A 25,859-nucleotide genomic window follows, 5' to 3' on the forward strand; every position below is an offset into this window, starting at 1 on the left:
GCGGGAGTCTAGGGTTTCGGGCATGACCGGACCGTCGACGCCCCTGGTGATGGGGGTCGTCAACGTCACGCCCGACTCGTTCTCCGACGGTGGGCGGTACGACGACCCCGAACGCGCCATCGCGCACGGCCGCGAGCTGCTCGCCGAGGGCGCCGACATCCTCGACGTCGGCGGTGAGTCGACCCGGCCCGGGGCGACCCGGCCGTTGCTCGCGGAGGAGCTCGACCGCGTCGTGCCGGTCATCGAGGCGCTGGCCGCGCAGGGGGCGACCGTCTCGGTCGACACCATGCGCGCCGAGGTCGCGGACCGGGCCGTCGCGGCCGGGGCGCGGATCGTCAACGACGTCTCCGGCGGGCTCGCCGACCCGGCGATCCTCGACGTGGTCGCCCGCACCGGCGTCACCTACGTCGCGATGCACTGGCGTGCCCACAGCGACCGGATGCAGCAGTTCGCGCAGTACGACGACGGGGTCGTCGCGGCGGTGCGCGCCGAGCTGGCGGAGCGGGTCGCCGCGATCCGGGCCGCCGGCGTACGGGACGACCGGATCGTGCTCGACCCGGGCCTGGGCTTCGCGAAGCTGCCCGAGCACAACTGGGAGCTGGTGCGCCACCTCGACGAGCTGGCGGACCTCGGGTTCCCGCTGCTGGTCGGGGGCAGCCGCAAGACCTTCCTCGGGCGCCTGCTCGAGGACGCGGCCGGTCAGCCGCGCCCGGTGGGGGAGCGGGAGGCGGCCGGCGTGGCGCTGAGCGCCCTGCTCGCGGCCGGCCTGGGTGGCGCGCCCGTGTGGTGCCTGCGGGTCCACGATGTGCGTGCCCACCGCGACGCCTTGGCGGTTGCGGCACAGTGGGGGTCAGCCGCGGATCGGGCCGTGGCGCCGGAGAGGGATCGAGAATGACTGACGAGCTGAGCATCCTCGGCATCGAGTGCTTCGCCCACCACGGCGTCTTCGACCACGAACGACGCGACGGCCAGGTCTTCAGGATCGACCTGACCCTCGCGGTCGACACCGCCCCCGCGGCGGCCTCGGACGACTTGCGCGACACCGTGGACTACGGAAGCCTCGTCGATCAGGTCGTGGCTGCCGTGACGAGGGACCCGGTCGACCTGATCGAGACCCTCGCGCAGCGGATCGCGGACACCTGCCTGTTGGACCCTCGTGTTGAATGGGTGCGTGTGACCGTCCACAAGCCGGATGCGCCGATCAAGGCGACGTTCGCCGACGTACAGCTCACCATCACCCGCCGCCGTGAGGCGGCAGTGGTGGGAGACCGAACCGGGAAGGCAGAGGGCCCAGCATGACCGAGACCCCCAATCCGAACATCGTCGACGCGGACACGTTGACCGGCGAGATGCGACCGATCCGTCGGGTGGTGATCGCACTCGGGTCCAACCTGGGCGAGCGGTTCGCGACGCTGCAGGGAGCTCTCGGTGTGCTCGCGGACACCCCGGAGGTCTGGATCACCGGTGTGTCGCCGGTCTACGAGAGCGCCCCGGTCGACAGCCCGCCGGACGCACCGGACTTCCTCAACGCCGTCGTTCTTGCCGACACGACCCTGTCGGCGCACCGGCTGCTCGACCGTGCCCTGGCCATCGAGGACGCCTTCGAGCGCGAGCGCAGCGACGTCAGGAACGCCCCGCGCACCCTCGACGTCGACCTGATCGTCGTCGGCGACCGCCGCAGCGACACCGACGAGCTGCGCCTGCCGCACCCCCGCGCCCACGAGCGTGCCTTCGTGCTCAAGCCGTGGCACGACCTCGAGGCCGACGCGCAGCTGCTCGACCACGGCCCGGTTGCCGAGCTGCTCGAGAAGGTCGGCACCGACGGCCTCAAGCTGCGCGACGACCTGGTGCTCGAGACGGAGTGACGAGGGACCCGGTCCAGGAGCCCGAGCAGGAGCCCTCGGGCCCCTCCGACCCGTCACCGGACGGACTTCGCCCCACCGGCCTGCCCACCGTCCTGGGCTGGGCGGTGGTCGGCGTGGTCGTCGGCTGGGCGGTGCACCCGCTGTGCAACCGCCTCGACGTCGTGCCCCCGCTCGTGTCGCCGGCGCAGCCGCTCGCCCTGCTGCTGCTCGCCGCGATCCTCGGGTACGTCGCGTGGGTGACCCACCGCGCCGTCCACGTGCGCCGTGAGCGGCTCGAGGCCCACCAGGCCGTGAACCGGCTGGTCCTCGCCCGGGCCAGCGCCCTCGTCGCGGCGCTGGTCACCGGCGGGTACGTCGGCTACGCGTTGTCGTGGATCGGCGACTCCGCCGAGCTGGCCGACGAGAGGCTGGTGCGCTCGCTGGTGGCCGCCGGGTGCGCACTCGCCGCGGTCGTCGCCGGATTGCTGCTCGAGAGGGCGTGTCGGGTCCGCGACGACGGGTAGGAGTCTGCTCGTGCGCCTCCTGATCGCTCTCGTCTCCTCGCTCGCGCTCACCATCGTCGCCGTCCCCGCCGACGCGCACGCCACGGCCGCGGCGCCCGATCCCGTGGCCGTCGCGACGCTGCAGGCGGCTGCCCGGGCGTCGTACCTGACGGTGTGGCGCAAGGTCGGCGGCACCTACGAACAGCACTGCACCGACTCGGTCACCGGTGGGTACGGCTCGGTCGTCGAGCTCGACGCGAAGACCCACACGCAGCGGCGGCGGACCGACGGATCCGGTGCCCTGCAGGCGACGGTCTTCAAGGGGCGCTACCGCTACCTCAAGGTCTCGGGAGCGGTCCGCAGGTCCTTGCGAGTCCACGGCGCGCCGATGAGGGCGGCCTGGACGCGGGACCGCGCGGTCTGGGACGACGACCTGTGGGGCGGGGAGGACGGCCCCCTCCTCGCCGACGCCGGTGCTCCGTGGACCGAGCTCGCCACGACGCCGCTGGCAGGTGGTGGAACGTCCTTCGTCGGGACGATGGCGTTGGGCGCCGGCAGCGACGCGGAGTGGCGAGACGCGATCACCGCGCAGACCGATGCCCAGGGCCGGCTGACCAGGGTCGAGTCGGTGAACACCACGCTCAGCAGTGCCGGTGTGGTCCGCCGGTCGACCACCTGCGTCGAGACCTGGGCATGGAGCCGTCCCCACCTGTCGGCTCCCCGGAGGTCGCAGCCCTACCGGATGGCCCGCCTGTTCTGGGAGGTGTCCGCGATGACCGAGGCGGCCGGGCTCGTGAGCCAGGCCAACCAGATGCTTGCCGCCGGAGGCGCGGAGGCCGACGTGGTGGCCTGGTTGCAGCAGCAGGTGGGTCCGGGTCAGCGCCTGCCCGCCGGGATCCGCCTGGTGGTGCGACCGCACCGGAAGTCCGGCGCGCGCCCGCCGGTCGCCTTCCGGATCCTCGTCCGCGACGGGACGGCGTCCCTCCGGCCCGTCCGCTGACCGCCAGCCCGGCTGTGACAGCTGGCCGGCTGTGACAGTTGGGACGAGTGTGACAAGCGTGTCTGCGGCGTCTCGCAGGTGCGGAGGCATACCGTGCAAGGCATGACTTCCCCTGTCATGTCCGGCAACCGCCGCCGTCAGCGTTCCACTCGGGTCCTGGTCGCTGTGCTCCTCCTCGTGCTCGCGACGCTCGCCGTCGCCGGCACGGCCGTGACCGGCTCCTGGGTCCTCGTCACGATCGCCGCGGGCGCCGCCCTCGTCCTGGGCGCGGCCGCCACCAAGATCACCCACACCGAGCTCCTGGACTCCCGTCAGGAGGCCGCCCGGGACCGGGCCGCCCAGGCGCGTGCGTACGCCGACCTGACCGAGGTCCGCACGGCGGAGAACGTCGAGTTCGCCGCCGACATGACGGGCAAGGTCGCCAAGCGCGACGCCACCATCGCCCGTCTCGAGAAGCGCCTCGGCGACGCCGCCGCGGAGCTGGCCGACGCCCGCCGCGAGCTGGTGGAGGCCGGTGAGCGTGCCGAGGAGGCCCAGCGCACCGCCGACCGGCTCACCAAGAGCCTCGCCGACGCCGAGGAGCGCGCCGGCCAGGCCGTCGTCCGGGTCGCCGAGCTCGAGGCCGAGCTCGACGTCCTCACCTCCCAGATCCACGCCCTCGAGGCCCGGGCCCGCGCCCAGGCCCGCCGCCCCGCCTGACACCTCGCGGCGCCAGACGGGGCACTTCGGCGGCTCGGTAGCATCGGGCGACCCACCCATCGACCCGGAAGGACGCTGCCGCCGTGGCACTCGACCGCGCCCGCGCCCAGCAGGGCCTGATCAGGCTCGCCAAGGCAGGTCCCGGACGACTGCGCGGCCCCGTCGGCCGCGCCACCCGCCGCTTCCGTGGTGAGTTCTCCGGCCCGCTGGTCACCGTCGTGCTGCCCGTCAGCGACGACGACACGACCCGGATCGGCACCTGCCTGGACTCGCTGAAGGTGCAGACCCACCGCAACCTCGAGATCCTCGTCGTGCGCTTCGGGCGCCACCAGCGGGTCACCGCGACCGTCCGCGAGCACGCCGCCCAGGACTGGCGGATCAAGACCCGGATCAAGGTCGAGAAGTCCCTCGCAGCAGCCCGCAACGCCGGCGTCGCCGCCGCGTCGGGGGAGCTGGTCGTGGTGGTGACCAACGCCGGCGACGACTTCGTCCACACCGGCATCGAGCGCTTGGTCGAAGCCCACGCCCGCTCCGGCTCTCCGGTCGTGGTCGGCGCGATGCGCGAGCCCGACATCGCCGGCTGGATCCCCGACTCGGCGTACGACGCCGCCCACCACACCCCCGTCCGGGGTACGACGCTCGCCGCCACCCCGGTCGCCGTCACCGACCTCGGCCTGGGCAACAAGCTCTTCACGACGGCGACCTGGCGACAGCTCGGACTGCGCTTCTCCGACGAGTTCCCCGACGGCGCCGACGTCGCGCTCGGCCTGCTCGAGCGGGCGAGCGCCTTCGACCTGCTCGCCGACTTCACCTACATCCCCACCGACCGCCGCGACGGCGTCCAGGTCGGCACCGTCCCCGACGTGCTCAGCGGCCTGGCCGGCTGGATCGACCGCAACGACCACACCTGGCACCGGGTCGAGGCGCTCGGCCTGCCCGAGGTGAGCGAGTGGTTCCTGTGGGGCGTGCTCGACACGGCCGTGCAGCCGCTGATCGCCGACGTCGAGCGAGCCGACGAGCACCAGTGGCAGACCCTGCGCGACCACGTCACGATGCTGCTCGACGCCGCCGACGAGCACGTCTGGGCGCGGCTCAACGCCGAGGCCCGGGTCAAGCTCTGGCTGCTGCGCAACGACCACCGCAAGGCGCTCGAGGAGTTCCTCGGGGCGCGCCTGTTCACCCGCGGCAACCGGCCCACCGAGGTGCGCGACGGCAAGGTGTGGGCGCTGCTGCCGCACCACGACGACGCCGAGCTCGGCATCCCGCCGGAGCTGTTCGAGATGACCGCCGACGAGACCAGGTTCCGCGCGATGCTGCGCGAGGTCCGCTGGGTCGATGCCACCACCCTCGAGCTGACCGTGTTCGCGGCGGTCGACTTCGTGCACATGACCGCGACACCTGCGATCGCCTGCGCACTCGTCGACAGCACCACCGGGCAGCGGTTCCCGCTCGAGGTCCGCCAGTTCCGCGACGCCCGCGCCAACCAGGCGCTGCGCCGCCACCAGGACTTCTCCTGGGGCGCCTTCGACGCCGTCGTCCCCGTCGCCGACGTGGTCGCGGCCACCCACGGCGCCGACGGCACCGCGACCTGGATCCTCGAGGTCGACATCGACGTCGACGGCGTACGACGCTCCGGTGCCGTCCCCCTCATCGACGAGCAGGCCTCGGCCGGCTTCATCGGCCGTGACCACCTCGCCCCGCGCCCGGTCGCCGGCTCGGTGGTCGCGTTCAACCCCCGCTCCGACGTGGTGGGCCTGCGGGTCCGCCCCGACCACGGCCCGCGGCTGCGCACCCTCACCGTCTCCGGGCGCGCCGTCGAGGGCACCCTCGACCCCGCCACCACGAAGGTCACCGGCCTGCGTGTCGCGCAGGGCACGCAGCAGGTGCGTGCCGAGCTCGCCGCCGGCCCCGACGGCACCGCGACGTTCCGCCTCCAGCTCCCCGCGGCCTGGACCGGTCAGCGTCGCTGGCAGGTCCAGGTGCTGACCGCCGACGGCCGCGAGGTGCCGCTCGGCTGGGCTGCCGGCGCACCCCAGTGGCTCGGCGTCGGCGAGGGCGAGCTGGTCGGCTCCCGCACGCCGTCGGGCGACACCGAGCTGTACGAGACCGCCGGCACGCTCGTCGTCGACGACCTCGCCGTCGAGGGCCTCCGGCTCGACGTCACCGCCCGCTGGCTCGGCGCCGCGCCCGAGGCCAGCGCCCGGCTGGCCCTGCTCACCCAGGTCGGCGGCACCGAGGTCCTCGCCACCGACCTGCCGGCGGCCGACGACGGCAGCGTCCGCGCGAGCCTCACCCTCACGACCGACCGTTGGGGCCTCGGGGAGCGCCCGCTCGCGCCTGCGTGGTTCTGGCTCGCCGTCACCAGCGGCACCACCACCACCCGGGCCCTCCTCAGCGAGAGCGGCATCGACCGGCTCCACCACTTCATGGTCGGCTCCGACTACTCCGCACGCGTCGTGCAGGAGGGGCGGGTCGCGGGCGTCGAGCTGCTCCCCGCGGTCCCTGTCGAGGAGCGCGTGCCCTACGGCCAGACCCAGCTCCAGGAGTGGTACGCCGAGGGCGACATCCCGCTCGAGCCGGACTCGGTCTACTTCCAGTCCTACGTCGGTGCCTCCGCCACCGACAGCCAGCTCGCGCTGCACCACGAGCTGCGGCGCACCCGCCCCGACCTCACGCTGTACTGGGGTGTCGCGTCGGCCGCCTCCTGGGTGCCGGAGGGCGCCGTACCCGTGGTGATGACCACCCGGGAGTGGTACCGGGTGATGGCAGCCGCCGGGCAGCTGTGCATGAACATCGACCCCGAGCGCTGGTTCCGCAAGCGCCCGGGCCAGCGCCTGCTGCAGACCTTCCACGGCTACCCGTCGAAGTCGATGGGCATCCGGATGTGGGACGCCAAGCACTACCCGCCGCGACGCATCGAGCTCGAGCTCGCCCGCACCTCGCAGCAGTGGGACCTGATCCTCACCCCGGACCCCGACATGGACCAGTACTACCGCCGCGAGTACGCCTACGACGGCCCGATCCACAGCGCGGGCTACCCCCGCGACGACGTGCTCGTCGGCGAGCGGGCCGCGTCCGTCCGCGACGACGTACGCCGTCGGCTCGGCATCCAGCCCCACCAGAAGGCGATCCTCTACGCGCCCACCTGGCGCGACGACCAGGCGACCAACTGGCGGGCGGCCGACGCCGTGCACCACCTCGACGTGGCCTCCGCGGCCCGCGAGCTGGGCCCCGACTACGTCCTGCTGCTGCGCGGCCACCGGTTCCACAACCCCGCCGGCGACGGCGCGGGCGCGACCCGCTTCCTCGACGTCACCGAGTACCCCGAGATCAACGACCTGATCCTGGCGGCCGACGCCGCGGTGCTCGACTACTCGTCGCTGCGCTTCGACTTCGCGCTCACGAACCGGCCGATGGTGTTCCTGGTGCCCGACCTCGACACCTACGTCGGCGGTGTGCGGGGCTTCCTCTACGACTACGGCCCCACCGCGCCGGGGCCGCACGTCGACACCGCCGAGCAGGTCGTCGACCTGCTGCGCGACCTCGACGGCCTGCAGCGGCGCTACGCCGACGAGGTGGCCGCCTTCCACGCGCGGTTCAGCCGGTTCATGGACGGCCGTGCCGCCGAGCGGGTGGCGGCGGCCTTCTTCGGCACCGAGTCCTAGGATCACCCGATGCGCTCAGTCGACCTGCCCGACGCCCTCCCGGACGGCTCGCGGTTCATCCACATCGGCCTTCCGAAGACCGGGACGACGGCGCTGCAGGGCGCGCTCGACCGCGCCCGCCCCGAGCTCGAGGCGCTCGGCGCCCACAACGTCAACCACGGCCGGCACGAGATGCGGGTCGGCCAGGTCGCCGCGGGCGGCCTCGCCGACTTCTGGCAGGGCACCTGGGAGAGGCGCTGGGAGGAGCTGGCCAAGGAGTTCCGCGAGTCCGAGGCCCGGTGCACCTTCTGGTCGAGCGAGTCGCTGAGCCACGCCAGGGGGGAGCGGATCTCCTACCTCGCCGAGCAACTCGGCGCCGACACCCACGTCGTCGTCACGCTGCGGCCGCTGGCGCCGCTGATGGTGTCGCAGTGGCAGCAGTGGCTGCGCCGGCGCGGCACCCAGTCCCTGGAGGAGTGGGCGCAGAACCAGTTCGCCGCGGTGAGCGTCGCGGGCGAGGTGAGCCTCGACTACGTGAAGTTCATGCCGTCGCTGCACCGGTTCAGCCTGCGTCGGATCGTCGAGGAGTGGGGGCCGGTCTTCGGCGAGGACCGGATCGTCCTCGTCGTCCCCGACCCGGTCGACCGGCTGCACAACCTGCGGGTCTTCGAGCGCCTGATGGGCGTCCCCGAGGTGCTCCGGCTGGTGCCCGAGGGCAACGCCTCCCTGCCCTACCCCGAGGCCGAGATGCTGCGGTACTTCAACCGCGCCTGGACCGACCACGGCGGCGACCACCCCACCTGGATGGAGGTGATCGGTGTGCTGGCCCGGATCCCGCTGCGCGACTACACGAACACCACCACGCCCCACCCGATCCGCGCACCCCGCTGGGTCGCCGAGAAGGCCAACGAGTACGCCGTCGCGTGGAACGCCGCCGTCGAGGCCTCCGGCGTCACCGTCGTCGGCGACCTGGCCGACCTGGTCGTCGATCCCGCCGACTACCCCGAGGAGGTGGAGGTGCCCACCACGGTCGACGTCGAGAGCGCCGGCCGGCTGATGGACGTCGCGTTCACGGCTGCGCTCCAGCACGCGGGCAAGGCGGCCGCCGCCGCGCCTGCTCGGCCCGACCTCTCGACGTACGGCGGCCGCGAGCTGCTCGGCGAGCTCGGCCGTCGTGCCCGTCGGCGGGTGACGCGCAGGTGAGCCTGCTCCACGTCCCCGACGCGCACGCCGGGATGAACACCTTCGCCGTCCCCACCTGGTGGGCCTCGCTCGAGGACGAGCGGGTCAGCCGCGACGACGACGAGCTGCCCGACGTCACGGTGGTCGAGGTCGACCTCCCGACCGACCGCTCCCTGCTGGTGGTGGGTGCCGTCACCGAGCTGCTGCCCGAGCCGACGTCCGCGGGCCTCGCCGCCTGGGTGGACCAGGTGCGGGCGGTCCACTCCGGCGTTGCGCCGGTGCACGTCGCGGTCTCCCTCGACGAGGTCACCTCGCTCGACGAGCTCCTCACCCTCGCCTCCGGTCGCCGCTGGCCGCGCTTCGACGTCGCTGCCGCGGCCACCCACACCGACGCCGACCCGGTCCCGCCCCAGAGCGTGCCCGGCGGCCAGGACATCGCGCGGGCGTACGCCGACGCGATCGTCGCGCAGGTCGAGGTGCTGCTGCCACCCACCTGGCAGACCGCCGTCGACGGGGTCACCGACGCCACCGCCTGCATCAGCCGGGCCCTGGACACCGACCCCGACCTGGGCCCGGCCCAGGCGCGTGCGCTGCGCGAGGCCTGCCGTGCCGCCCTCGCCGAGCTGGAGGCCGACGGGGTGACCATCAGCGGGCCCCGCGACGCGCTGCTCTGGCCGGTCCCGGCCGAGCGCGGCATGGTTCCGATCGACGTCGCCGCCGACGCCGCGATCGAGGTGATGCTGGGCCAGCTCGAGCGTCCGGCCGACCTCGCGCCGGACCGGCCGGTCGTCGTACCGGTGGAGGAGCTGCCTGCCCGCGCCCTCGTGGCCCGGTTGAGGGGGGCGCGATGAACGACGTCGAGCCGCTGCCCGACGGCACCACGCTGGTGCACATCGGTCCCTACAAGACGGGCACCACCGCGATGCAGGGGGCGCTGTGGGACGCCCGCCCTGCGCTGGCCGCGCACGGCGTCGCCTACCCCGGTGAGCTCGCCCACGAGATGAACGCCGCGATGGCGGTCGCCCTGGGCCGGGTCGACCCGGGCAAGGACATCGACGCCTTCCGTGAGCGCTGGTACGCCCTCGTCGCCGAGCTGCGGGCCCGCCGGCCCCGGATCGGCGTGCTCAGCAGCGAGGTCTACTGCGAGGCCACCGACGAGGGCGCCCGCACCGTCCTCGACGTCCTGGGGCCGCGGACCCACGTCGTGATCACCGTGCGCCCGATCGTGCGGCTGCTCGGGTCGCAGTGGCAGCAGTACGGGCAGAACGTCCCCGTGCCGCCGTACGACGAGTGGCTGCGGCAGGTCCTCGAGCAGGCCGACGCACCCGAGGGCGGGGCGACCACGCCCTCCTTCTGGCTGCGGCACCGGCACGACCGCCTGGTCGAGCGCTGGGTCGGGCTCGTCGGCGCCGACCGGGTCACGGTGATCGTCGTCGACGACCGCGACCACCGCGGGCTCCCGGCGGCCTTCGAGGGCCTGCTCGGGCTCCCCGACGGCCTGCTCCGGCCGCCGGCCGACAAGACGAACCGGTCGCTGACCTTCGCCGAGGCGACCCTGATGCAGGCGCTCGTCGACCGGACCGCCCGGGCGCCGTGGACCAGCGCCGACCACGGCAGGTTCATCCGCTTCGGCGCCGCGCGCGGGCTGCAGGCCGCGCCCCCCGACCCTGCCGCCGAGCGGCTGCTCACCCCCGGCTGGGCGATCGACCGGGCCCTCGAGATCGGAGCCGGGATGGCCGAGCGGATCGGCGCGTCCGGGGCGCGGGTGATCGGCGACCTCGGCCTGCTCTCCGACCGGGCGCTGGCGCCGGCCGAGGGCGAGAACACCCCGGTCACCGCGGTCGATCCCGGCGCCGCGGCGGCCCTGGCCGTCGGCATCATCAGCAAGCTCACCGGGGTCCACCCCCGCCCCGAGCACCGCGAGCTCGCCGGCCCGGTCGAGCGCGCGGTCTGGTCCCGGCACCGCGCGGTCGCCGAGCACTGGGACGCCGAGCGTGACCAGGACGGCGCCCGTCGTACGGCGGCTCGCGAGCTGGCCCGCCGCGCCCGCCGGCGACTCGGCGGTTGAACGACCAGCGTGGGAGACTGCCTGCCATGACGAGGAATGTCGCCGTCCTGCTCGCCGGTGGTGTCGGGAGCCGGGTCGGACTCGACATCCCGAAGCAGCTGATCAAGGTCGCGGGCAAGACCCTGCTCGAGCACACCCTGCTCGCGCTCCACGACCACGCCGACGTCGACGAGGTCGTCGTGATGATGACTCCCGGGCACACCGACGCGGTCCGCGACATCACCCGCGGCGGCGGCTACCCCAAGGTCACCGCGATCCTCGAGGGCGGCGAGACGCGCAACGACACCACGCAGCGCGCGATCGACCACCTCATCGCGTCCGGCGACGCCGCGCAGACCCGGATCCTGCTCCACGACGCGGTCCGCCCGCTGGTCACGCCGCGGATCATCGGCGAGTGCTTCACCGCGCTCGAGCGCTACCCGGCCGTCGACGTCGCGATCCCGTCTGCCGACACGATCATCGAGGTCGCCGCCGACGACACCATCCGCAGCATCCCGCCGCGCGCCTCGCTGCGCCGGGGCCAGACCCCGCAGGCGTTCCGCCTCGACGTCCTCGCCCGTGCCTACGAGATCGCCGCCGGCGACCCGGACTTCACCGCCACCGACGACTGCAGCGTGGTGCTGAAGTACCTGCCCGACGAGCCGATCATCGTGGTCCACGGCGACGACCGGAACATGAAGGTCACCGAGCCGATCGACGTCTTCATCGCCGACAAGCTGTTCCAGCTCACCGGCATCGACCTGCCGCGCGCGAAGGACGACGCGGGCTACCGCGCCGCCCTCGAGGGCAAGACGATGGTCGTGTTCGGCGGCAGCTACGGCATCGGCGCCGACATCGCCGAGCTCGCGCAGTCGTACGGCGCCACGGTGCTCACCTTCAGCCGCTCGACCACCAACACCGACGTGGGCCGCCGCGCCGACGTCGCCGCCGCGGCGAAGGAGGCGATCGCCAAGGCCGGCACCATCGACTTCGTCGTCAACACGGCTGGGGTGCTGCCGCGCGGTGAGCTCCTCGAGACGACCGAGGAGACGGTCTATGCCGCCACCGAGATCAACTACCTCGGCCCGATCTTCATCGCCCAGGAGTTCTACCCGCACCTGGCCGCCAGCAAGGGCGCGCTGCTGCTGTTCACCTCGAGCTCCTACACCCGCGGCCGCAGCGGCTACAGCCTCTACTCCTCGGCCAAGGCCGCCACGGTCAACCTGACCCAGGCGCTCGCCGACGAGTGGGCCGACGCGGGCGTGCGGGTCAACTGCATCAACCCCGAGCGGACCGCCACCCCGATGCGCACCAAGGCCTTCGGCCAGGAGGCGCCCGGCACCCTGCTCGACTCCCAGACCGTCGCGCACACCTCGGTCGACGTGCTCATCTCCGACCAGTCGGGGCACGTCTACGACGTCCGCAAGGACGATCCCTTCAGCCTCGGCGACTGAGCCTGCCCCGCAGCCCCTTCGGGGGTACGCCGGCCGCGGGCCCGGGCGCGGCGTCGCCGGGAGTCGCCAGCCGCTGGGCCGCGAGGGCCAGGCCGGCGCCGAACCACGCGGCCACGCCGGCGTCCACGGTCGTCGGGGGCTCGGGCGTCGCGGAGACGCCGCTGGTCGGCGTCGCGGAGATCGAGTCGAGGTCGCCGTACACCTGGACGCCGAGGTCGCGGATCGTCGAGGCCATCGCGGCCCCGATCGCGTTCGCGCGGTCGACTGCCCAGTCCGGCGTGACGAGCGACGCCTCGTCGGGTCCGGGCTCGCGCTCCTTGAGGTGGTCCTTGAGGTGGCGGAACAACCGGACGTAGTGGTCGGGCTGCAGGCCGAGGCCGGCGTAGCTGGCGTTGAAGCGGCGCAGCAGCTCTGCCTCGTCGGCGCTCAGCGACCGGTTCTCCCGGGCGTCCTGGCCGGCGAGCGTCTCGGGGCGCAGGCCGAGGAGCCGCTCGAAGGCGTGGGGGAGGAAGGCGTGGTCGCGCGGGTCGAGGACGATGACGACCACCCGCTCGGGGCCGACGTGCCCGGCCCACCGGCGCGCGAGCGCGTCGTGGCGGTGCCGGTTCCAGAACTCGCGGGGCTCCGGGGCGGAGACGTCCTCGGCGAGGACCATCCGCAGCCAGGCGTCGTAGGTGTGGGGACTCTGTCGCTGCAGGCCCTGCTGGTACTGCGACGACAGGATCCGGGCGAGCGGGCGCAGGGTGATCGCCACCCACAGGTCCTCGCTGCCGAGCTCTCCGATGATCCGCGCGACCTGCTCGTCGGTGGCGTCCGACAAGAACTCGCTGCTGAACACGCGACGCTCGGGCCCGGGAGCCGTGAACCCCTCGACCACCGCCCGCCAGGCCTTCGCGGCGCGGGCCGGGTCGCGGCCGGCGACCATCCGGTCCGTGACGTAGCGCGCCGCCCGCGCATCGTGCTGGCTGCGCGAGAGGTAGCGGACACCTTGCTGTGCCGCGTCGCTGCGAGCCTGGTGGAACGCGCTCTGCAGGGCCGTCGTGCCGGTCTTGTGCGGGCCGACGTGCAGCAGGCGCGCCCCGGTGGGCAGGGCGGACGGCGTCGACATGGGTCCGAGCCTAGGAGACCGCTGCCGCGTGTGACGCAGCCCACCGGGCCGACCCGTTCCCGGGCTCCGCGGGCAGGCGTACCGTTGAGGCGTCCCGGAACCCCGGGACGACACCACTGAGCACAACGTCCGGTACCCACACCGGCTCGCGCCGCACGGCGCGAGTGGTCGGAGGGACGGGAACGAAAGGTTCACGATGTCCCCCAAGCTCTCCGTGGGTGTGATCGGCGCGGGTCGCGTCGGCGCCGTCCTCGCTGCGGGTCTCCGCACGGCAGGCCACCCCGTCGTCGCCGCTGCCGGTGAGTCCGACGCCTCGCGCCGTCGCGCCGCCGACCTCCTGCCGGGCGTCGCGATGCGCAAGCCGAGCGACGTCGCCCGCGAGGCCGACCTGCTGCTGCTCACCGTGCCCGACGACATGCTCCCCAACGTGGTCGAGGTGCTGGCCGACAGCGGCGCGCTGCACGCCGGCCAGGTCGTCGCCCACACCTCCGGGCGCCACGGCCTGGCCGTGCTCGCCCCCGCCGCAGCCGTCGGCGCCCGGGTGATCGCGCTGCACCCCGCGATGACCTTCACCGGCACCGCCGTCGACCTCGAGCGCCTCCACGGCTGCGTCTTCGGCCTGACCGCCGGCGCGGCCGAGCGTGAGCTCGCCGAGTCCCTCGTCGCCGACCTCGGCGGCCGCCCGACGTGGGTGCCCGAGGAGATGCGCACGCTCTACCACGCGGGCCTCGCCCACGGCGCCAACCACTTGGTCACCCTCGTCAGCGAGGCCATGGGCCTGCTCAGCGCCGCCGGTGTCGACGACCCGGCCGGCACGCTGCGCCCGCTGCTCGACGCCGCCCTCGACAACGCCCTCGCCCACGGCGACGCTGCGCTGACCGGCCCGATCGTCCGCGGCGACGTCCAGACCGTGGCGGCCCACCTCAAGGACATCTCGGCCAACGCCCCCGACACCGTGCCGTCGTACGTCGCGATGGCGTGGGCCACCCTCGACCGTGCGGTCACCGACGGCCGCCTGCTGCCGATCCGCGCCCGCGCGATCGGCACCGTGCTCAGCGCGTACGGCGAGCGCCGGGTGCTCCCGACCCACCGGGTGGACAGCCTGTGACCACCGCGACCGTCCCGGCGCTCGCGCGCAGCCGGTCCGAGCTGCGCGACCTGCGCGGCACCGGCCGGGTCGTGTTCGTGCCCACCATGGGTGCGCTCCACGAGGGCCACGCCTCCTTGCTGCGGATCGCGCGCGAGCGCGCCGGCGCCGACGGCACCGTCGTGCTGTCGATCTTCGTCAACCCGCTGCAGTTCGGGCCCGGCGAGGACCTCGACCGCTACCCGCGCACCTTCGACGCGGACCTCGCCGTCGCGGCGGCCGAGGGCGTCGACGTCGTGTTCGCCCCCACCGTGGCGCAGATGTACCCCGACGGCGTGCCCCACGAGGGCCCGGACAGTGCGGCCACCGAGGCGGTCACCGTCCAGCCCGGCCCGCTGGGCGACCTGTTGGAGGGCGCCAGCCGCCCCGGCCACTTCCGCGGCGTGCTGACCGTGGTCGCCAAGCTGTTCGGCCTGGTCCGCCCCGACGTCGCGGTCTTCGGCGAGAAGGACTACCAGCAGCTGGCGCTGATCCGCCGGATGACCTCGGACCTGTGCCTCGGGATCGAGATCGTCGGCGCCGAGACCGACCGCGAGCCCGACGGGCTGGCCCGGTCGAGCCGCAACCGCTACCTCGACGACGAGGAGCGCCGGCAGGCCGCCACGCTGAGCCGGGCCCTGCGCGCGGCGCAGGAGCGCGCGTCGTACGGCGTCCCCGCGGCCCGGTGGGCCGCGATGGGCGTCATCAAGGCGGAGCCGGGCGTGGAGCTCGACTACCTCGCGCTGACCACCACCGACCTCGGCGAGCTGCCCGACTACCCCGAGCCCGGCACCGAGGGCCGGATCCTCGTCGCCGCCCGGGTCGGCACCACCCGGCTCATCGACAACCTGCCGCTGCAGTTCTGACACCCAGGGGGAGTTCCCATGCTGCGCACCATGATGAAGAGCAAGATCCACCGCGCGACCGTGACGCAGGCCGACCTGCACTACGTCGGCTCGGTCACCGTCGACGAGGACCTGCTCGAGGCCGCCGACCTGCTGGCCGGTGAGCTGGTCCACATCGTCGACATCACCAACGGCGCCCGGCTCGAGACGTACACGATCGCCGGCGAGCGGGGCAGCGGCGTGATCGGCATCAACGGTGCCGCCGCCCGCCTCGTCCACCCGGGTGACCTGGTCATCCTGATCGGCTACGGCCAGATGACGACCGAGGAGGCGAAGGCCCACCAGCCGCACGTCGTCTTCGTCGACGCCGACAACAAGATCATGGCGACCGGGTTCGACCCCGCCGAGACCTTCGGCGACCCGGGCCTGTCCCGGGGCGACGTCACCGCCGCTCGCTGAGTAGCCTGCGGGGATGCCACTGGAGACGCTGCGCCTGCCCGGGTGCCTGACCGCCCCGAGCCCCGGCTGGACGACGCGCGCCGACGTCGTCATCGTCGGCTCCGGCATCGCCGGCCTCACCGCCGCCCTGCGGCTGCGCGGCCAGGTCGACAAGATCCTGGTCGTCACCAAGGACGTCCTCAACGCCGGCTCGACCCAGTGGGCGCAGGGCGGCATCGCGGCCGCCCTCGGTCCCGGCGACACCCCCGAGCAGCACGAGGCCGACACGCTCGTCGCCGGGGCGGGCGCCTGCGACCGCGACGCCGTCCGGGTGCTCGTCAACGAGGGTCCCGAGGCGGTCCGCGAGCTGATCGCGCTCGGCACCAACTTCGACCACACCGCCGACGGCGAGCTGTCGCTGACCCGCGAGGGCGGCCACCACCGCGACCGCATCGCGCACGCCGGAGGCGACGCCACGGGCGCGGAGATCCAGCGGGCGCTGATCGCCGCGATCCAGGCCGCCCCCGACATCGAGGTGATCCAGCACGCCCTGGCCGTCGACCTGCTGCTCGGGCCCGACGACTCCGGGAAGCCGGGCGTGGCGGGCCTGACCCTCCACGTCATCGGCGAGGGCGAGCGTGACGGCGTCGGCGCCGTCCACTGCCGAGCGGTGGTGCTCGCCAGCGGTGGCCTCGGCCAGGTCTTCACGCAGACCACCAACCCGGTCGTGTCCACCGGCGACGGGATGGCGCTGGCGCTGCGCGCCGGCGCGACCCTGCGCGACCTGGAGTTCGTGCAGTTCCACCCGACGGTGATGTACCTCGGCCCCGACTCCCGCGGGCAGCAGCCGCTGATCTCCGAGGCGGTCCGCGGCGAGGGCGCCTTCCTCGTCGACGACGAGGGCGACCGGATCATGCAGGGCGTCCACGAGCTGGCCGACCTGGCGCCACGCGACGTCGTCGCCAAGGCGATCATGAAGCGGATGCTCGAGACCGGCCGCCCGCACATGTGGCTCGACGCCCGGCACCTGGGGGCGCAGTTCTGGGAGCGGCGGTTCCCGACGATCCTCGCCACCGCCCGCTCCTACGGGATCGACCCGGTCACCCAGCTGATCCCGGTCGCCCCGGCGTGCCACTACGCGTCGGGCGGCGTGCGCACCGACCTCCACGGCCGCACCGACGTCCCCGGGCTGTACGCCACGGGCGAGGTCGCCTGCTCCGGCGTCCACGGCGCCAACCGGCTCGCGTCCAACTCGCTGCTCGAGGGCCTGGTCTTCTCGCGACGCATCGCCGAGGTGCTGCCCGCGGAGCTGGCCGCATGGCGCGAGCCTGTCGCCGAACGCCGCACCGCCGGCCTGGTGGCCGGCGACGTCCGCCGCGAGCTGCAGGAGACGATGAGCTCACGAGTCGGCGTGCTGCGCACCGCCCCCGGCCTGGCCGAGGCGGCGGTCGTGCTCGACAAGCTGGCGAGTCGCGCCGCCGAGACCGTCGACCAGGCCTCCTGGGAGGCCACCAACCTGGTCACCCTCAGCGCGGCCCTCGCCGACGCCGCCGCGCTGCGCGAGGAGACCCGCGGCTCCCACTGGCGCGAGGACTTCCCCGAGCGCGACGACGCCGACTGGGCCGGCCACTTCGACGTGACCATGGCCGACGGCGCCACCACCGTGACCTTCGCACCCTCGCCCGCCACCGACGGAGGACTGGCTTGATCACCCGGACGCCGTACGACGAGCTCCCGGCCAGCCTGGTCGCCGAGATCCGCGCGGCCGGGCTCGACCCGCAGGCGGTCTACGACCACGTCGTGGTCGCCTTCGAGGAGGACCTGCCCGGCGGCGTCGACGATGCCACCAGCGACGCGATGCCCGACATGGGCCGTGCGGTGGCCGACTTCGCCGCCCGCGAGCCGGGTGTCGTCGCCGGTCTCGCGATCGCCGAGCTCGCCTTCGTCTACGCCCTCGGCGACACCGTGACCATCACCGACCGCGCCCCCGACGGCACCCGCGTGAAGCCCGGCGACGTCGTGCTCACCGTCGAGGGTCCGGTCCGCGGCGTGCTCACCGCCGAGCGCACCGCCCTCAACTTCGCCTCGCACCTGTCCGGGATCGCCACCGCGACCTCGCGCTGGGTCGACGCGCTCGCCGGCACCCGCGCCCGCGTGCTCGACACCCGCAAGACCCTGCCCGGCTGGCGCGCGCTGCAGAAGTACGCCGTCCGGTGCGGTGGCGGCGTCAACCACCGGTTCAGCCTGGTCGACCGGGCCATGGTCAAGGACAACCACGCCGTCGCCGCGGGTGGCGTCGTGGCGGCCTACGACGCCGTGGTCGCCAAGCACCCCGGCCTGCGGGTCGAGGTCGAGGTGATGGACCTCGACGAGCTGCGCTCGATCCTGGCGGCCGGCTGCACCGAGGTGCTGCTCGACAACATGAGCACGGCCGACATGGCCGAGGCGGTCCGGATCAACCAGGACGCCGGTGGCAAGGCCACCCTCGAGGCCTCGGGCGGGCTCACCCTGGAGCGTGCCCGGGAGGTCGCCGAGACCGGCGTCGACTTCATCTCCGTCGGCGCGCTCACCCACTCGGTCGACGTCTTCGACCTCGGCCTGGACTTCCGGACGAGCTGACCGTGCCGCTGCTCGCCGCCGACATCGGCAACGCCCACACCGTCCTCGGGCTCGTGTCCGACGGCGCGGTGCATGCCGACTGGCGGGTCTCGACGGCCGAGCACCGCACCGCCGACGAGTGGGGCGTGCTGCTGCGCGGCCTGCTCGGCACGCGGGAGGACGAGGTCACCGGGATCGCGGTGTGCGCGACGGTCCCGGCGGTCCTCAACGCGTGGCGCGAGATGCTGCCCGCGCACTTCCCCGACCTCCCGTGCGTCATCGTCGAGCCCGGTATCCGCACCGGCGTCCCCATCCTCGTCGACAACCCGCGCGAGGTGGGCACGGACCGCATCGTCAACGCGCTCGCTGCGGCCGCCGACTTCGAGTGCCCGGCGATCGTCGTCGACTTCGGTGGCACCGCCACGACGTACGACGTCGTCGACGAGCAGGGCCGCTACGTCGGCGGCGCGATCACGCCCGGCATCGAGATCTCCCTGGACGCGCTGAGCCGGGGTGGCGCCCAGCTGCGGATGGTCGAGCTGGTCCGCCCGCGCGGGGTGATCGGCAAGAACACCGTCGAGGCGCTCCAGTCCGGCATGGTCTTCGGCGTCGCCAGCCAGGTCGAGGGCATGGTCGAGCGGCTGACCTCTGCCCTCGGCGCGAGCGCCGGCGAGGTGTCGGTCATCTCCACCGGGTACCTCGCCCCGCTCGTCACCGACGAGTGCCGCTGCTTCACCCACCGGGCCCCCTGGCTGACCCTGCGCGGCCTGGAGAAGGTGTTCAGGCGCAACCAGCGCTGAACGTGATCACGCAAAGGCGGTCTTCCCGTCGAACGGGTCGCTGCCGGTGGGACTCCAGCTCTCCGTGCGGCTGTTCGCCGGTTTGGCTGCGTGGACCCGAATAGCCGACTGGACGTCACTGGTGTGCGTTGTCGACGTGCAGCTGCTGGTGATATTCGCTCGGATCGCCGTCACAGTGGTCGGAAGCAATTGCGCGCCACTCGTGATCTCGACTCCGAGGACATAGTCGTGGGGCCGCTGCGTCGTGATAAGTGTCGTCGAGGCTGCGCGCACCTGAGTGCCGGTGAATCCCGACGTGCTCGACCGTCGTCGTCCCGGATCGTGACGGTGGCCGACGCGGTCCTGTCGTGCGCCGGCTCGAACCGCGAATGGCGGCATGGGGGTTCCACCGTGGTCTTTCCGCCTTCGACAGCCGGTTTCGGCGCCGCGTCGTCGGCCTCGGCGAAAGGCCCGGAATAACTGCTAGTGTGAATTCGCCGGGCGATATCGGTGAATGTCGGTGTTCGCTCGAATATCCCTACTTCTCCCAGCGAGGAATTCATGGCTCAGAAGGTCAACATCGTGCTCGTCGACGACATCGACGGCACCGATGCCACCCAGACCGTCAGCTTCGGGCTCGACGGTGCCAATTACGAGATCGACCTCAATGACGAGAATGCCTCCGCGCTGCGCGAGGCGCTCGCGGCGTACGTCGGCCACGGCCGCAAGGTCGGCCGCGCCGGCGGCGGTGCGAAGCGGGGCGGCGGTCGAGCAGCGGCCACCGGCGGCACCTCCGCCAAGGAGATCCGCGAGTGGGCCCGCGACAACGGGTTCACGGTGCCCGAGCGGGGCCGGATCCCGGCCGACGTGCGCGAGGCCTACGAGTCCGCGCACTGACGGCGGCGGCGGAATCGCCGCTGAAGAGGTGATTCCGCCGCTTCTCGCCCTTTGCAACGGTCCAGAAGCAACAGGACCGGTCAGGAAGTCGTCGTACGCCGCCGCGGCGAGGCCGCCTGAGCCGTGGCCTGTTCGCTTTCAGCGCACAGGAATCGGGGGCTCCCATGGAACGCGTAGGGTGTGAGCGGGGTTGTAGACCCTGAGAACAACCCCGTGCGACGTGTGAGGAGCGTGCAATGTTCGAGCGGTTCACAGACCGTGCCCGCCGGGTGGTCGTGCTGGCCCAGGAGGAGGCCCGCATGCTCTCCCACAACTACATCGGGACCGAGCACATCCTGCTCGGGCTCATCCACGAGGGTGAGGGCGTCGCCGCCAAGGCGCTCGAGTCGCTGGACATCTCCCTGGAGGCCGTGCGCGCCCAGGTCGAGGAGATCATCGGCCAGGGCCAGCAGGCGCCGTCGGGGCACATCCCCTTCACCCCTCGTGCCAAGAAGGTCCTCGAGCTGTCGCTGCGCGAGGCGCTGCAGCTCGGCCACTCCTACATCGGGACCGAGCACATCCTGCTCGGCCTGATCCGCGAGGGCGAGGGCGTCGCCGCCCAGGTCCTGCAGAAGCTCGGCGCCGACCTCAACCGGGTGCGCCAGCAGGTCATCCAGCTGCTCTCGGGCTTCCAGGGCAAGGAGGGCACCGCGGCCGCGGCCAGCACCGGCAGCTCCAGCAGCGGCGACGCGCCGTCGTCCTCGCTGGTGCTCGACCAGTTCGGTCGCAACCTGACCCAGGACGCCCGCGAGGGCAAGCTCGACCCGATCATCGGTCGTGCTCAACAGATCGAGCGCGTGATGCAGGTGCTCTCGCGGCGCACCAAGAACAACCCGGTGCTCATCGGTGAGCCCGGCGTCGGCAAGACCTCGATCGTCGAGGGCCTGGCCCAGGACATCGTCAAGGGCAACGTCCCCGAGACGCTCAAGGACAAGCAGATCTACACCCTCGACCTGGGTGCGCTGGTCGCCGGCTCCCGCTACCGCGGTGACTTCGAGGAGCGCCTCAAGAAGGTGCTCAAGGAGATCCGCACCCGCGGTGACATCGTGCTGTTCATCGACGAGATCCACACCCTCGTCGGAGCGGGCGCGGCCGAGGGTGCCATCGACGCGGCCTCGATCCTCAAGCCGATGCTGGCCCGGGGCGAGCTGCAGACGATCGGTGCGACCACCCTCGACGAGTACCGCAAGTACCTCGAGAAGGACGCCGCCCTCGAGCGGCGCTTCCAGCCGATCCAGGTCCCCGAGCCGTCGATCGCCGACACGATCGAGATGCTCAAGGGCATCCGCGACCGCTACGAGGCCCACCACCGGGTGACCATCACCGACGAGGCGCTGGTCTCCGCGGCCACGCTCGCCGACCGCTACATCTCCGACCGCTTCCTGCCCGACAAGGCGATCGACCTGATCGACGAGGCCGGCTCGCGCCTGCGGATCCGCCGGATGACGGCACCCGCCGACCTGCGTGAGTACGACGAGCAGATCGCCGAGGTCCGCCAGCGCAAGGAGGCCGCGATCGACGGCCAGGACTTCGAGGCCGCCGCGCGGCTGCGCGACGAGGAGAAGCAGCTCATCCTCAAGAAGTCCGAGCGCGAGAAGCAGTGGCGCGCCGGTGACATGGACGAGGTCGCCGAGGTCGACGAGGAGCTGATCGCCGAGGTGCTCGCCGTGGCGACCGGCATCCCGATCGTGAAGCTCTCCGAGGAGGAGTCGACCCGACTGCTCAAGATGGAGGACGAGCTCCACAAGCGGGTCATCGGCCAGGAGGAGGCCGTCAAGGCGCTCTCCCGGGCGATCCGTCGTACCCGTGCCGGCCTGAAGGACCCGAAGCGTCCCGGCGGCTCGTTCATCTTCGCCGGCCCGTCCGGTGTCGGAAAGACGTGGCTGTCCAAGACGCTCGCCGAGTTCCTGTTCGGTGACGAGGACGCGCTGATCCAGCTCGACATGTCGGAGTTCGGCGAGAAGCACACCGTCTCGCGGCTCTTCGGCTCGCCCCCGGGCTACGTCGGCTACGAGGAGGGCGGCCAGCTCACCGAGAAGGTGCGCCGCAAGCCGTTCTCCGTCGTCCTCTTCGACGAGGTCGAGAAGGCCCACCCCGACATCTTCAACAGCCTGCTGCAGATCCTCGAGGAAGGTCGCCTGACCGACTCGCAGGGCCGGGTCGTGGACTTCAAGAACTGCGTCATCATCATGACCACCAACCTCGGCACGCGCGACATCGCCAAGGGCATCAACCTGGGCTTCAACCAGGCCGGTGACGCGGCGGGCTCGTACGAGCGGATGAAGGGCAAGGTCTCCGAGGAGCTCAAGCAGCACTTCCGGCCCGAGTTCCTCAACCGTGTCGACGAGATCATCGTGTTCCCGCCGCTGTCGCAGGAGCAGATCGTCGCGATGGTCGACAACATGATCGCCTCGGTCGAGGTGCGGATGCGCGACCGCGACATGCGGCTCGAGCTCACCGCGAAGGCGAAGAACCTGCTCGCCGAGCGGGGCTTCGACCCGGTCCTGGGCGCGCGGCCGCTGCGTCGCACGATCCAGCGTGAGATCGAGGACGTGCTGGCGGAGAAGATGCTCTACGGCGAGGTCGGCCCCGGTCAGATCGTGCTCGTGGACGTCGACGGCGAGGGCGCCAACGCGACCTTCACCTTCGAGGGCCAGAAGGTCGGCACCCTGCCCGACATGCCCCCGCTCGAGACGGTCGCGGAGACCATCGAGCCCGGAGACCTCGGTGACTTCGGTGACGGCGACCTCCCGGCCGCCGGCAACGACTGACCCGGCAGGAACTGGCGTCTGAATCACCTCGACCCGGCAGGAAGTAGCGCTACTTCCTGCCGGGTCGGCGTGTTTTTCGAGCCGGTTCGCGCCGGGTCGGCGGTCAGTGGGCTCCGGCGAGGTTGAGCAGCACCACGCCGAGCACGATCAGCGCGAGGGCGGCCGCCTTCATCAGGTCGAGCCGCTCGTCGAGGAAGAGGACGCCGACCACGGCCATGCCGGCGGTGCCGAGACCCGCCCACACGGCGTACGCGATCGAGACGGGCAGCTGCTTCACCACGAGGGCGAGCAGCCAGATCGACGTGGCGTACCCGGCCAGCACGACCGCGGTCCACATCGGGTCGCGGAAGCTGTGGGTGCGGGGGAGCGCGGCGCTCGCCGCGACCTCGACCCCGATGGCGGCCATCAGGAGCGCCCAGGCGATCGCCATGGCGCACCTTCCTCTCTGCCCGTCCTCACGGGCTGTCTGTAGCAACTGCTACATACTGTAGCACCTGCTACATTCGTGGTGTGGAAACGGGGACGGCCCGGGAGGGCGACCGGCGACGGCAGCTGGCCGAGGCGGCGACCGACCACGTCCTCGAGCACGGCCTGATCGGCCTCAGCCTGCGGCCGCTCGCGGCCGCGCTGGGGACCAGCGACCGGATGCTGCTGTACCACTTCTCCGGCAAGGACGACCTCGTCGCGACGGTCCTGCACACCTCGAACGAGCGGTCGATCGGACTGCTTCGCACGCTGCCGCCCACGTCCTCGGTGCGCGAGGCCGTCGTGGCGCTGTGGGAGGCGTCGACGCAGGGTCAGCTCGAGAGGTGCCAGCGGCTCTACGTCGAGGCCGCCGCGCTCGGGCTGCTCGGCAAGGAGCCGTACGCCAGCGTGGTCGGTCAGTCCAACCAGGCCTGGCTGCGGGCGCTGGCCGACCTGCTGGTCGGGGCGGGGTGCAGCCCCGGGCTCGCTCCCCGGGCGGCGAACCTGCTCGACGCGGCGATGATGGGTCTTCAGCTCGACCTGCCCCTGGACCGCGGGACCGCGGCCCTCGACCAGTCGGTGTCCGATCTCGCGGACGCCGTGGCGGCGATCGCCGCGTCGGGTGACTGAGCGTCGTCAGGGGAGCCGGTAGCGCCCGTCCGCGTCGAGCGTCGCCAGCCCGTCCTCGACGAGGGAGGCGAGGGCGCGTTCGCGCTGCTCGGCGTTCTCCCAGACCGTGTCGAGGCGGGCCTTCGGCACGGCGCCGGGCGCGTCGCGGAGCACCGCGAGCAGCCGGCCCCGGCACTGGCGGTCGGTGCCGGCGTAGGTCTGCACCTGGCGCGGCGGTCCGTCGTACGCCGGAGCGCCGGACTGCTGCCACGCGCACCGCGCGACGACCGGACAGCCGCCGCAGCGCGGCCGGTCGGCGGTGCAGACGAGGGCGCCGAGCTCCATCACCGCGACCGACCAGGTCGCGGCGGTCGGCGCATCCTGCGGCAGCAGCGATGCCCCGAGGTCGCGCTCGGCGCGGGTCACCGAGCGCGGCGGGAACTCGGTCCCGGTCATCGTGCGCGCCAGGACCCGCCGGACGTTGGTGTCGAGGACGACCTGGCGCTGGCCGAACGCGAAGGCCGCGACCGCGGCCGCCGTGTAGTCGCCGACGCCGGGCAGGGCGAGCAGGTCGTCGTACGACGCCGGCACCTCCCCACCGTGCTGCTCGGTGATCGCGACCGCGGCCCCGTGCAGCCGCAGTGCCCGGCGCGGGTACCCCAGCCGGCCCCAGGCCCGCACCGCCTCGCCCGACGACTCGGCCGCCAGCGCCGCCGGCGTCGGCCAACGTGCCAGCCACGCCTCGTGCACCGGCAGCACCCGCACCACCGGCGTCTGCTGCAGCATGAACTCGCTGACCAGCACCGACCACGGGCTCGCCTCCGGTCGGCGCCAGGGCAGGTCGCGGGCGTTCTCGTCGTACCAGTGCAGGACCGTCTCGACCAAGGGGTCCGCGGTGGTGCTCGGGGTGGCGCGCGTCGTCATCGTGGCCCATTGTGACGTGGCCCCCGATCGCGGGTGACGTCGGCGGGTCAGCCGGGTTCGCGGGACAGGGCTGACTACCGTCGTCCCATGCCCTCCTCCCGCCAGCTCCCGCCCGGGGTGTACTGGCGACGCCGGGCGTTCGTGCTCGGCATCGCCTTCGCGCTGGTGTTCGTCATCGCGCGCCTGCTGACCGCGGGAAGTGACGGCAGCTCGGACGAGAGGCCCGCCGCTGAGCAGGCCGGCGGTGAGGTCAAGGAGACCGCGGCCGGCGACGAGGGTGCCGACGCGACTGCAGGCGCGACCGGCGCCGCGACCGGCCCGGCCACGGTGCCGACGACCCCGACGCTCGCTGTGCCGGACGGGGAGTGCGCGGCTGCCGACGTGGTCGTCACGCCGTCCATCGCCCCCGGTGCCACCGCCGGCCGTGACGTGACGATCTCGCTGTCGCTGCAGACCCGGGAGTCGGAGGCCTGCACCTGGCAGGTCAGCGCCGACTCGCTCGTCGTGAAGGTCGCCCAGGGCGCCGAGGACGTGTGGACGACCCGCCAGTGCCAGCAGGCGATCCCGGCCCAGTCGGTCGTCGTACGCCGCGCGGTGCCCGCCACCATCCAGCTCACGTGGGCCGAGGCCCGCGAGTCCACCGACGGCTGCACCCGCCGTGCCGGCTGGGCTGACCCCGGCGACTTCACCGTCGCCGCCGCAGCGCTCGGCGGTGAGCCCGCAGAGGCGGACTTCACGCTCAGCGCCCCTGTCGCCGCCACCATCCAGGTCACGCCGAAGGCCGAGCACACCAAGAAGGCGAAGAAGTCGAGGACGCCGGTCAACTGATCCGCGTCCCGATGACCGGGCCCCACCTCGAGCAGCACACGGGCTGCTGCTGGCATCGC

At 72.9% G+C, this 25,859-nt stretch carries 24 protein-coding genes; 21 read left to right on the forward strand and 3 right to left on the reverse strand.

The window, feature by feature from the left end:
• The first annotated feature begins 22 nt into the window (after nucleotides 1-22).
• The 11 genes from folP (at nucleotide 23) to BJ958_RS22610 (ending at nucleotide 12,373) form a co-directional block, all read left to right on the forward strand.
• Nucleotides 23-895 carry a dihydropteroate synthase gene (gene folP, locus BJ958_RS22560; RefSeq protein WP_246319089.1) on the forward strand — a complete coding sequence of 291 codons (873 nt, stop codon included), beginning with the start codon at nucleotides 23-25 and terminating at the stop codon, nucleotides 893-895.
• Nucleotides 892-1,299: a dihydroneopterin aldolase gene (folB, locus tag BJ958_RS22565; RefSeq protein WP_179729065.1), complete on the forward strand. Its 408-nt coding sequence runs from the start codon at nucleotides 892-894 to the stop codon at nucleotides 1,297-1,299. Before folP ends, folB begins: the two co-directional genes overlap by 4 nt.
• Nucleotides 1,296-1,865 carry a 2-amino-4-hydroxy-6-hydroxymethyldihydropteridine diphosphokinase gene (gene folK / locus BJ958_RS22570; protein ID WP_179729066.1) on the forward strand — a complete coding sequence of 190 codons (570 nt, stop codon included), beginning with the start codon at nucleotides 1,296-1,298 and terminating at the stop codon, nucleotides 1,863-1,865. Before folB ends, folK begins: the two co-directional genes overlap by 4 nt.
• Complete coding sequence (locus tag BJ958_RS22575) at nucleotides 1,862-2,368, forward strand: DUF3180 domain-containing protein (RefSeq protein WP_273518520.1); 507 nt, start codon at nucleotides 1,862-1,864, stop codon at nucleotides 2,366-2,368. Before folK ends, BJ958_RS22575 begins: the two co-directional genes overlap by 4 nt.
• Before the next feature lie 10 nt (nucleotides 2,369-2,378).
• Nucleotides 2,379-3,347 (forward strand): hypothetical protein, encoded by a 969-nt coding sequence (locus BJ958_RS22580; protein WP_179729067.1) that lies wholly within the window; start codon nucleotides 2,379-2,381, stop codon nucleotides 3,345-3,347.
• Nucleotides 3,348-3,449: 102 nt separating this feature from the next.
• Entirely contained in the window at nucleotides 3,450-4,046 is a 597-nt protein-coding gene (locus tag BJ958_RS22585; protein ID WP_179729068.1) for a hypothetical protein, read from the forward strand.
• 83 nt (nucleotides 4,047-4,129) lie between these two features.
• Nucleotides 4,130-7,711 carry a CDP-glycerol glycerophosphotransferase family protein gene (locus tag BJ958_RS22590; RefSeq protein WP_179729069.1) on the forward strand — a complete coding sequence of 1,194 codons (3,582 nt, stop codon included), beginning with the start codon at nucleotides 4,130-4,132 and terminating at the stop codon, nucleotides 7,709-7,711.
• Nucleotides 7,712-7,720: 9 nt separating this feature from the next.
• Nucleotides 7,721-8,893: a hypothetical protein gene (locus BJ958_RS22595; RefSeq protein ID WP_179729070.1), complete on the forward strand. Its 1,173-nt coding sequence runs from the start codon at nucleotides 7,721-7,723 to the stop codon at nucleotides 8,891-8,893.
• Nucleotides 8,890-9,723, forward strand: coding sequence for a hypothetical protein (locus BJ958_RS22600; RefSeq protein WP_179729071.1), 834 nt, complete (start codon nucleotides 8,890-8,892; stop codon nucleotides 9,721-9,723). Before BJ958_RS22595 ends, BJ958_RS22600 begins: the two co-directional genes overlap by 4 nt.
• Nucleotides 9,720-10,940 carry a hypothetical protein gene (locus tag BJ958_RS22605; RefSeq protein ID WP_179729072.1) on the forward strand — a complete coding sequence of 407 codons (1,221 nt, stop codon included), beginning with the start codon at nucleotides 9,720-9,722 and terminating at the stop codon, nucleotides 10,938-10,940. Before BJ958_RS22600 ends, BJ958_RS22605 begins: the two co-directional genes overlap by 4 nt.
• A 26-nt stretch (nucleotides 10,941-10,966) precedes the next feature.
• Entirely contained in the window at nucleotides 10,967-12,373 is a 1,407-nt protein-coding gene (locus BJ958_RS22610) for a bifunctional cytidylyltransferase/SDR family oxidoreductase (RefSeq protein WP_179729073.1), read from the forward strand.
• Here BJ958_RS22610 and BJ958_RS22615 read toward each other — a convergent pair.
• Complete coding sequence (locus tag BJ958_RS22615) at nucleotides 12,357-13,481, reverse strand: hypothetical protein (protein ID WP_179729074.1); 1,125 nt, start codon at nucleotides 13,479-13,481, stop codon at nucleotides 12,357-12,359. The genes BJ958_RS22610 and BJ958_RS22615 overlap by 17 nt on opposite strands.
• Nucleotides 13,482-13,677: 196 nt before the next feature.
• Here BJ958_RS22615 and BJ958_RS22620 point away from each other — a divergent pair, with 196 nt between their 5' ends.
• The 8 genes from BJ958_RS22620 to BJ958_RS22655 all read left to right on the forward strand — a co-directional run bounded on the left by BJ958_RS22620 (nucleotide 13,678) and on the right by BJ958_RS22655 (nucleotide 22,974).
• The gene (locus BJ958_RS22620) at nucleotides 13,678-14,589 is read left to right on the forward strand and encodes a Rossmann-like and DUF2520 domain-containing protein (RefSeq protein ID WP_179729075.1); all 912 of its coding nucleotides are present in this window, start codon (nucleotides 13,678-13,680) and stop codon (nucleotides 14,587-14,589) included.
• Complete coding sequence (panC, locus tag BJ958_RS22625) at nucleotides 14,586-15,473, forward strand: pantoate--beta-alanine ligase (protein ID WP_179729076.1); 888 nt, start codon at nucleotides 14,586-14,588, stop codon at nucleotides 15,471-15,473. Before BJ958_RS22620 ends, panC begins: the two co-directional genes overlap by 4 nt.
• An 18-nt stretch (nucleotides 15,474-15,491) precedes the next feature.
• Complete coding sequence (gene panD / locus BJ958_RS22630) at nucleotides 15,492-15,911, forward strand: aspartate 1-decarboxylase (protein WP_179729077.1); 420 nt, start codon at nucleotides 15,492-15,494, stop codon at nucleotides 15,909-15,911.
• Nucleotides 15,912-15,924: 13 nt separating this feature from the next.
• Nucleotides 15,925-17,598 carry an L-aspartate oxidase gene (locus BJ958_RS22635; RefSeq protein ID WP_179729078.1) on the forward strand — a complete coding sequence of 558 codons (1,674 nt, stop codon included), beginning with the start codon at nucleotides 15,925-15,927 and terminating at the stop codon, nucleotides 17,596-17,598.
• Nucleotides 17,595-18,509 (forward strand): carboxylating nicotinate-nucleotide diphosphorylase, encoded by a 915-nt coding sequence (nadC, locus tag BJ958_RS22640; protein WP_218865943.1) that lies wholly within the window; start codon nucleotides 17,595-17,597, stop codon nucleotides 18,507-18,509. The genes BJ958_RS22635 and nadC overlap by 4 nt, the downstream gene beginning before the upstream one ends.
• Nucleotides 18,510-18,511: 2 nt before the next feature.
• Nucleotides 18,512-19,288, forward strand: a complete 777-nt coding sequence (locus BJ958_RS22645; RefSeq protein ID WP_179729079.1) for a type III pantothenate kinase — start codon at nucleotides 18,512-18,514, stop codon at nucleotides 19,286-19,288.
• Nucleotides 19,289-19,828: 540 nt separating this feature from the next.
• Nucleotides 19,829-20,164: a histone-like nucleoid-structuring protein Lsr2 gene (locus BJ958_RS22650; RefSeq protein WP_179729080.1), complete on the forward strand. Its 336-nt coding sequence runs from the start codon at nucleotides 19,829-19,831 to the stop codon at nucleotides 20,162-20,164.
• Between the two features lie 236 nt (nucleotides 20,165-20,400).
• Nucleotides 20,401-22,974, forward strand: coding sequence for an ATP-dependent Clp protease ATP-binding subunit (locus BJ958_RS22655; protein ID WP_246319090.1), 2,574 nt, complete (start codon nucleotides 20,401-20,403; stop codon nucleotides 22,972-22,974).
• Between the two features lie 103 nt (nucleotides 22,975-23,077).
• Here BJ958_RS22655 and BJ958_RS22660 read toward each other — a convergent pair whose 3' ends face one another.
• Nucleotides 23,078-23,404: a DMT family transporter gene (locus BJ958_RS22660; protein WP_179729081.1), complete on the reverse strand. Its 327-nt coding sequence runs from the start codon at nucleotides 23,402-23,404 to the stop codon at nucleotides 23,078-23,080.
• Nucleotides 23,405-23,484: 80 nt separating this feature from the next.
• On the opposite strand from BJ958_RS22660, the gene BJ958_RS22665 reads away from it, so the two are divergent.
• A complete protein-coding gene (locus tag BJ958_RS22665) occupies nucleotides 23,485-24,069 on the forward strand; it encodes a TetR family transcriptional regulator (protein WP_179729082.1) in 585 nt (194 codons plus the stop codon).
• 6 nt (nucleotides 24,070-24,075) lie between these two features.
• Here BJ958_RS22665 and BJ958_RS22670 read toward each other — a convergent pair whose 3' ends face one another.
• Nucleotides 24,076-24,972 carry an A/G-specific adenine glycosylase gene (locus BJ958_RS22670; protein WP_179729083.1) on the reverse strand — a complete coding sequence of 299 codons (897 nt, stop codon included), beginning with the start codon at nucleotides 24,970-24,972 and terminating at the stop codon, nucleotides 24,076-24,078.
• A gap of 87 nt (nucleotides 24,973-25,059) precedes the next feature.
• Here BJ958_RS22670 and BJ958_RS22675 point away from each other — a divergent pair, with 87 nt between their 5' ends.
• Nucleotides 25,060-25,800: a hypothetical protein gene (locus tag BJ958_RS22675; protein WP_179729084.1), complete on the forward strand. Its 741-nt coding sequence runs from the start codon at nucleotides 25,060-25,062 to the stop codon at nucleotides 25,798-25,800.
• Nucleotides 25,801-25,859: the final 59 nt, after the last annotated feature.

The organism is Nocardioides kongjuensis (genome assembly GCF_013409625.1).
Classification (GTDB): Bacteria; Actinomycetota; Actinomycetes; order Propionibacteriales; family Nocardioidaceae; genus Nocardioides; species Nocardioides kongjuensis.

What these genes read in the sequence shown, in the direction of transcription:
- BJ958_RS22670 (WP_179729083.1), bottom strand. Translation starts at nt 24,972, where the DNA reads ATGACGACGCGCGCCACCCCGAGCACCACCGCGGACCCCTTGGTCGAG.
- BJ958_RS22595 (WP_179729070.1), top strand. Translation starts at nt 7,721, where the DNA reads ATGCGCTCAGTCGACCTGCCCGACGCCCTCCCGGACGGCTCGCGGTTC.
- folK (WP_179729066.1), top strand. Translation starts at nt 1,296, where the DNA reads ATGACCGAGACCCCCAATCCGAACATCGTCGACGCGGACACGTTGACC.
- folB (WP_179729065.1), top strand. Translation starts at nt 892, where the DNA reads ATGACTGACGAGCTGAGCATCCTCGGCATCGAGTGCTTCGCCCACCAC.
- BJ958_RS22605 (WP_179729072.1), top strand. Translation starts at nt 9,720, where the DNA reads ATGAACGACGTCGAGCCGCTGCCCGACGGCACCACGCTGGTGCACATC.
- BJ958_RS22675 (WP_179729084.1), top strand. Translation starts at nt 25,060, where the DNA reads ATGCCCTCCTCCCGCCAGCTCCCGCCCGGGGTGTACTGGCGACGCCGG.
- BJ958_RS22610 (WP_179729073.1), top strand. Translation starts at nt 10,967, where the DNA reads ATGACGAGGAATGTCGCCGTCCTGCTCGCCGGTGGTGTCGGGAGCCGG.
- panD (WP_179729077.1), top strand. Translation starts at nt 15,492, where the DNA reads ATGCTGCGCACCATGATGAAGAGCAAGATCCACCGCGCGACCGTGACG.
- BJ958_RS22585 (WP_179729068.1), top strand. Translation starts at nt 3,450, where the DNA reads ATGACTTCCCCTGTCATGTCCGGCAACCGCCGCCGTCAGCGTTCCACT.
- BJ958_RS22660 (WP_179729081.1), bottom strand. Translation starts at nt 23,404, where the DNA reads ATGGCGATCGCCTGGGCGCTCCTGATGGCCGCCATCGGGGTCGAGGTC.
- BJ958_RS22655 (WP_246319090.1), top strand. Translation starts at nt 20,401, where the DNA reads ATGTTCGAGCGGTTCACAGACCGTGCCCGCCGGGTGGTCGTGCTGGCC.
- BJ958_RS22620 (WP_179729075.1), top strand. Translation starts at nt 13,678, where the DNA reads ATGTCCCCCAAGCTCTCCGTGGGTGTGATCGGCGCGGGTCGCGTCGGC.
- BJ958_RS22650 (WP_179729080.1), top strand. Translation starts at nt 19,829, where the DNA reads ATGGCTCAGAAGGTCAACATCGTGCTCGTCGACGACATCGACGGCACC.
- BJ958_RS22635 (WP_179729078.1), top strand. Translation starts at nt 15,925, where the DNA reads ATGCCACTGGAGACGCTGCGCCTGCCCGGGTGCCTGACCGCCCCGAGC.
- folP (WP_246319089.1), top strand. Translation starts at nt 23, where the DNA reads ATGACCGGACCGTCGACGCCCCTGGTGATGGGGGTCGTCAACGTCACG.
- BJ958_RS22615 (WP_179729074.1), bottom strand. Translation starts at nt 13,481, where the DNA reads ATGTCGACGCCGTCCGCCCTGCCCACCGGGGCGCGCCTGCTGCACGTC.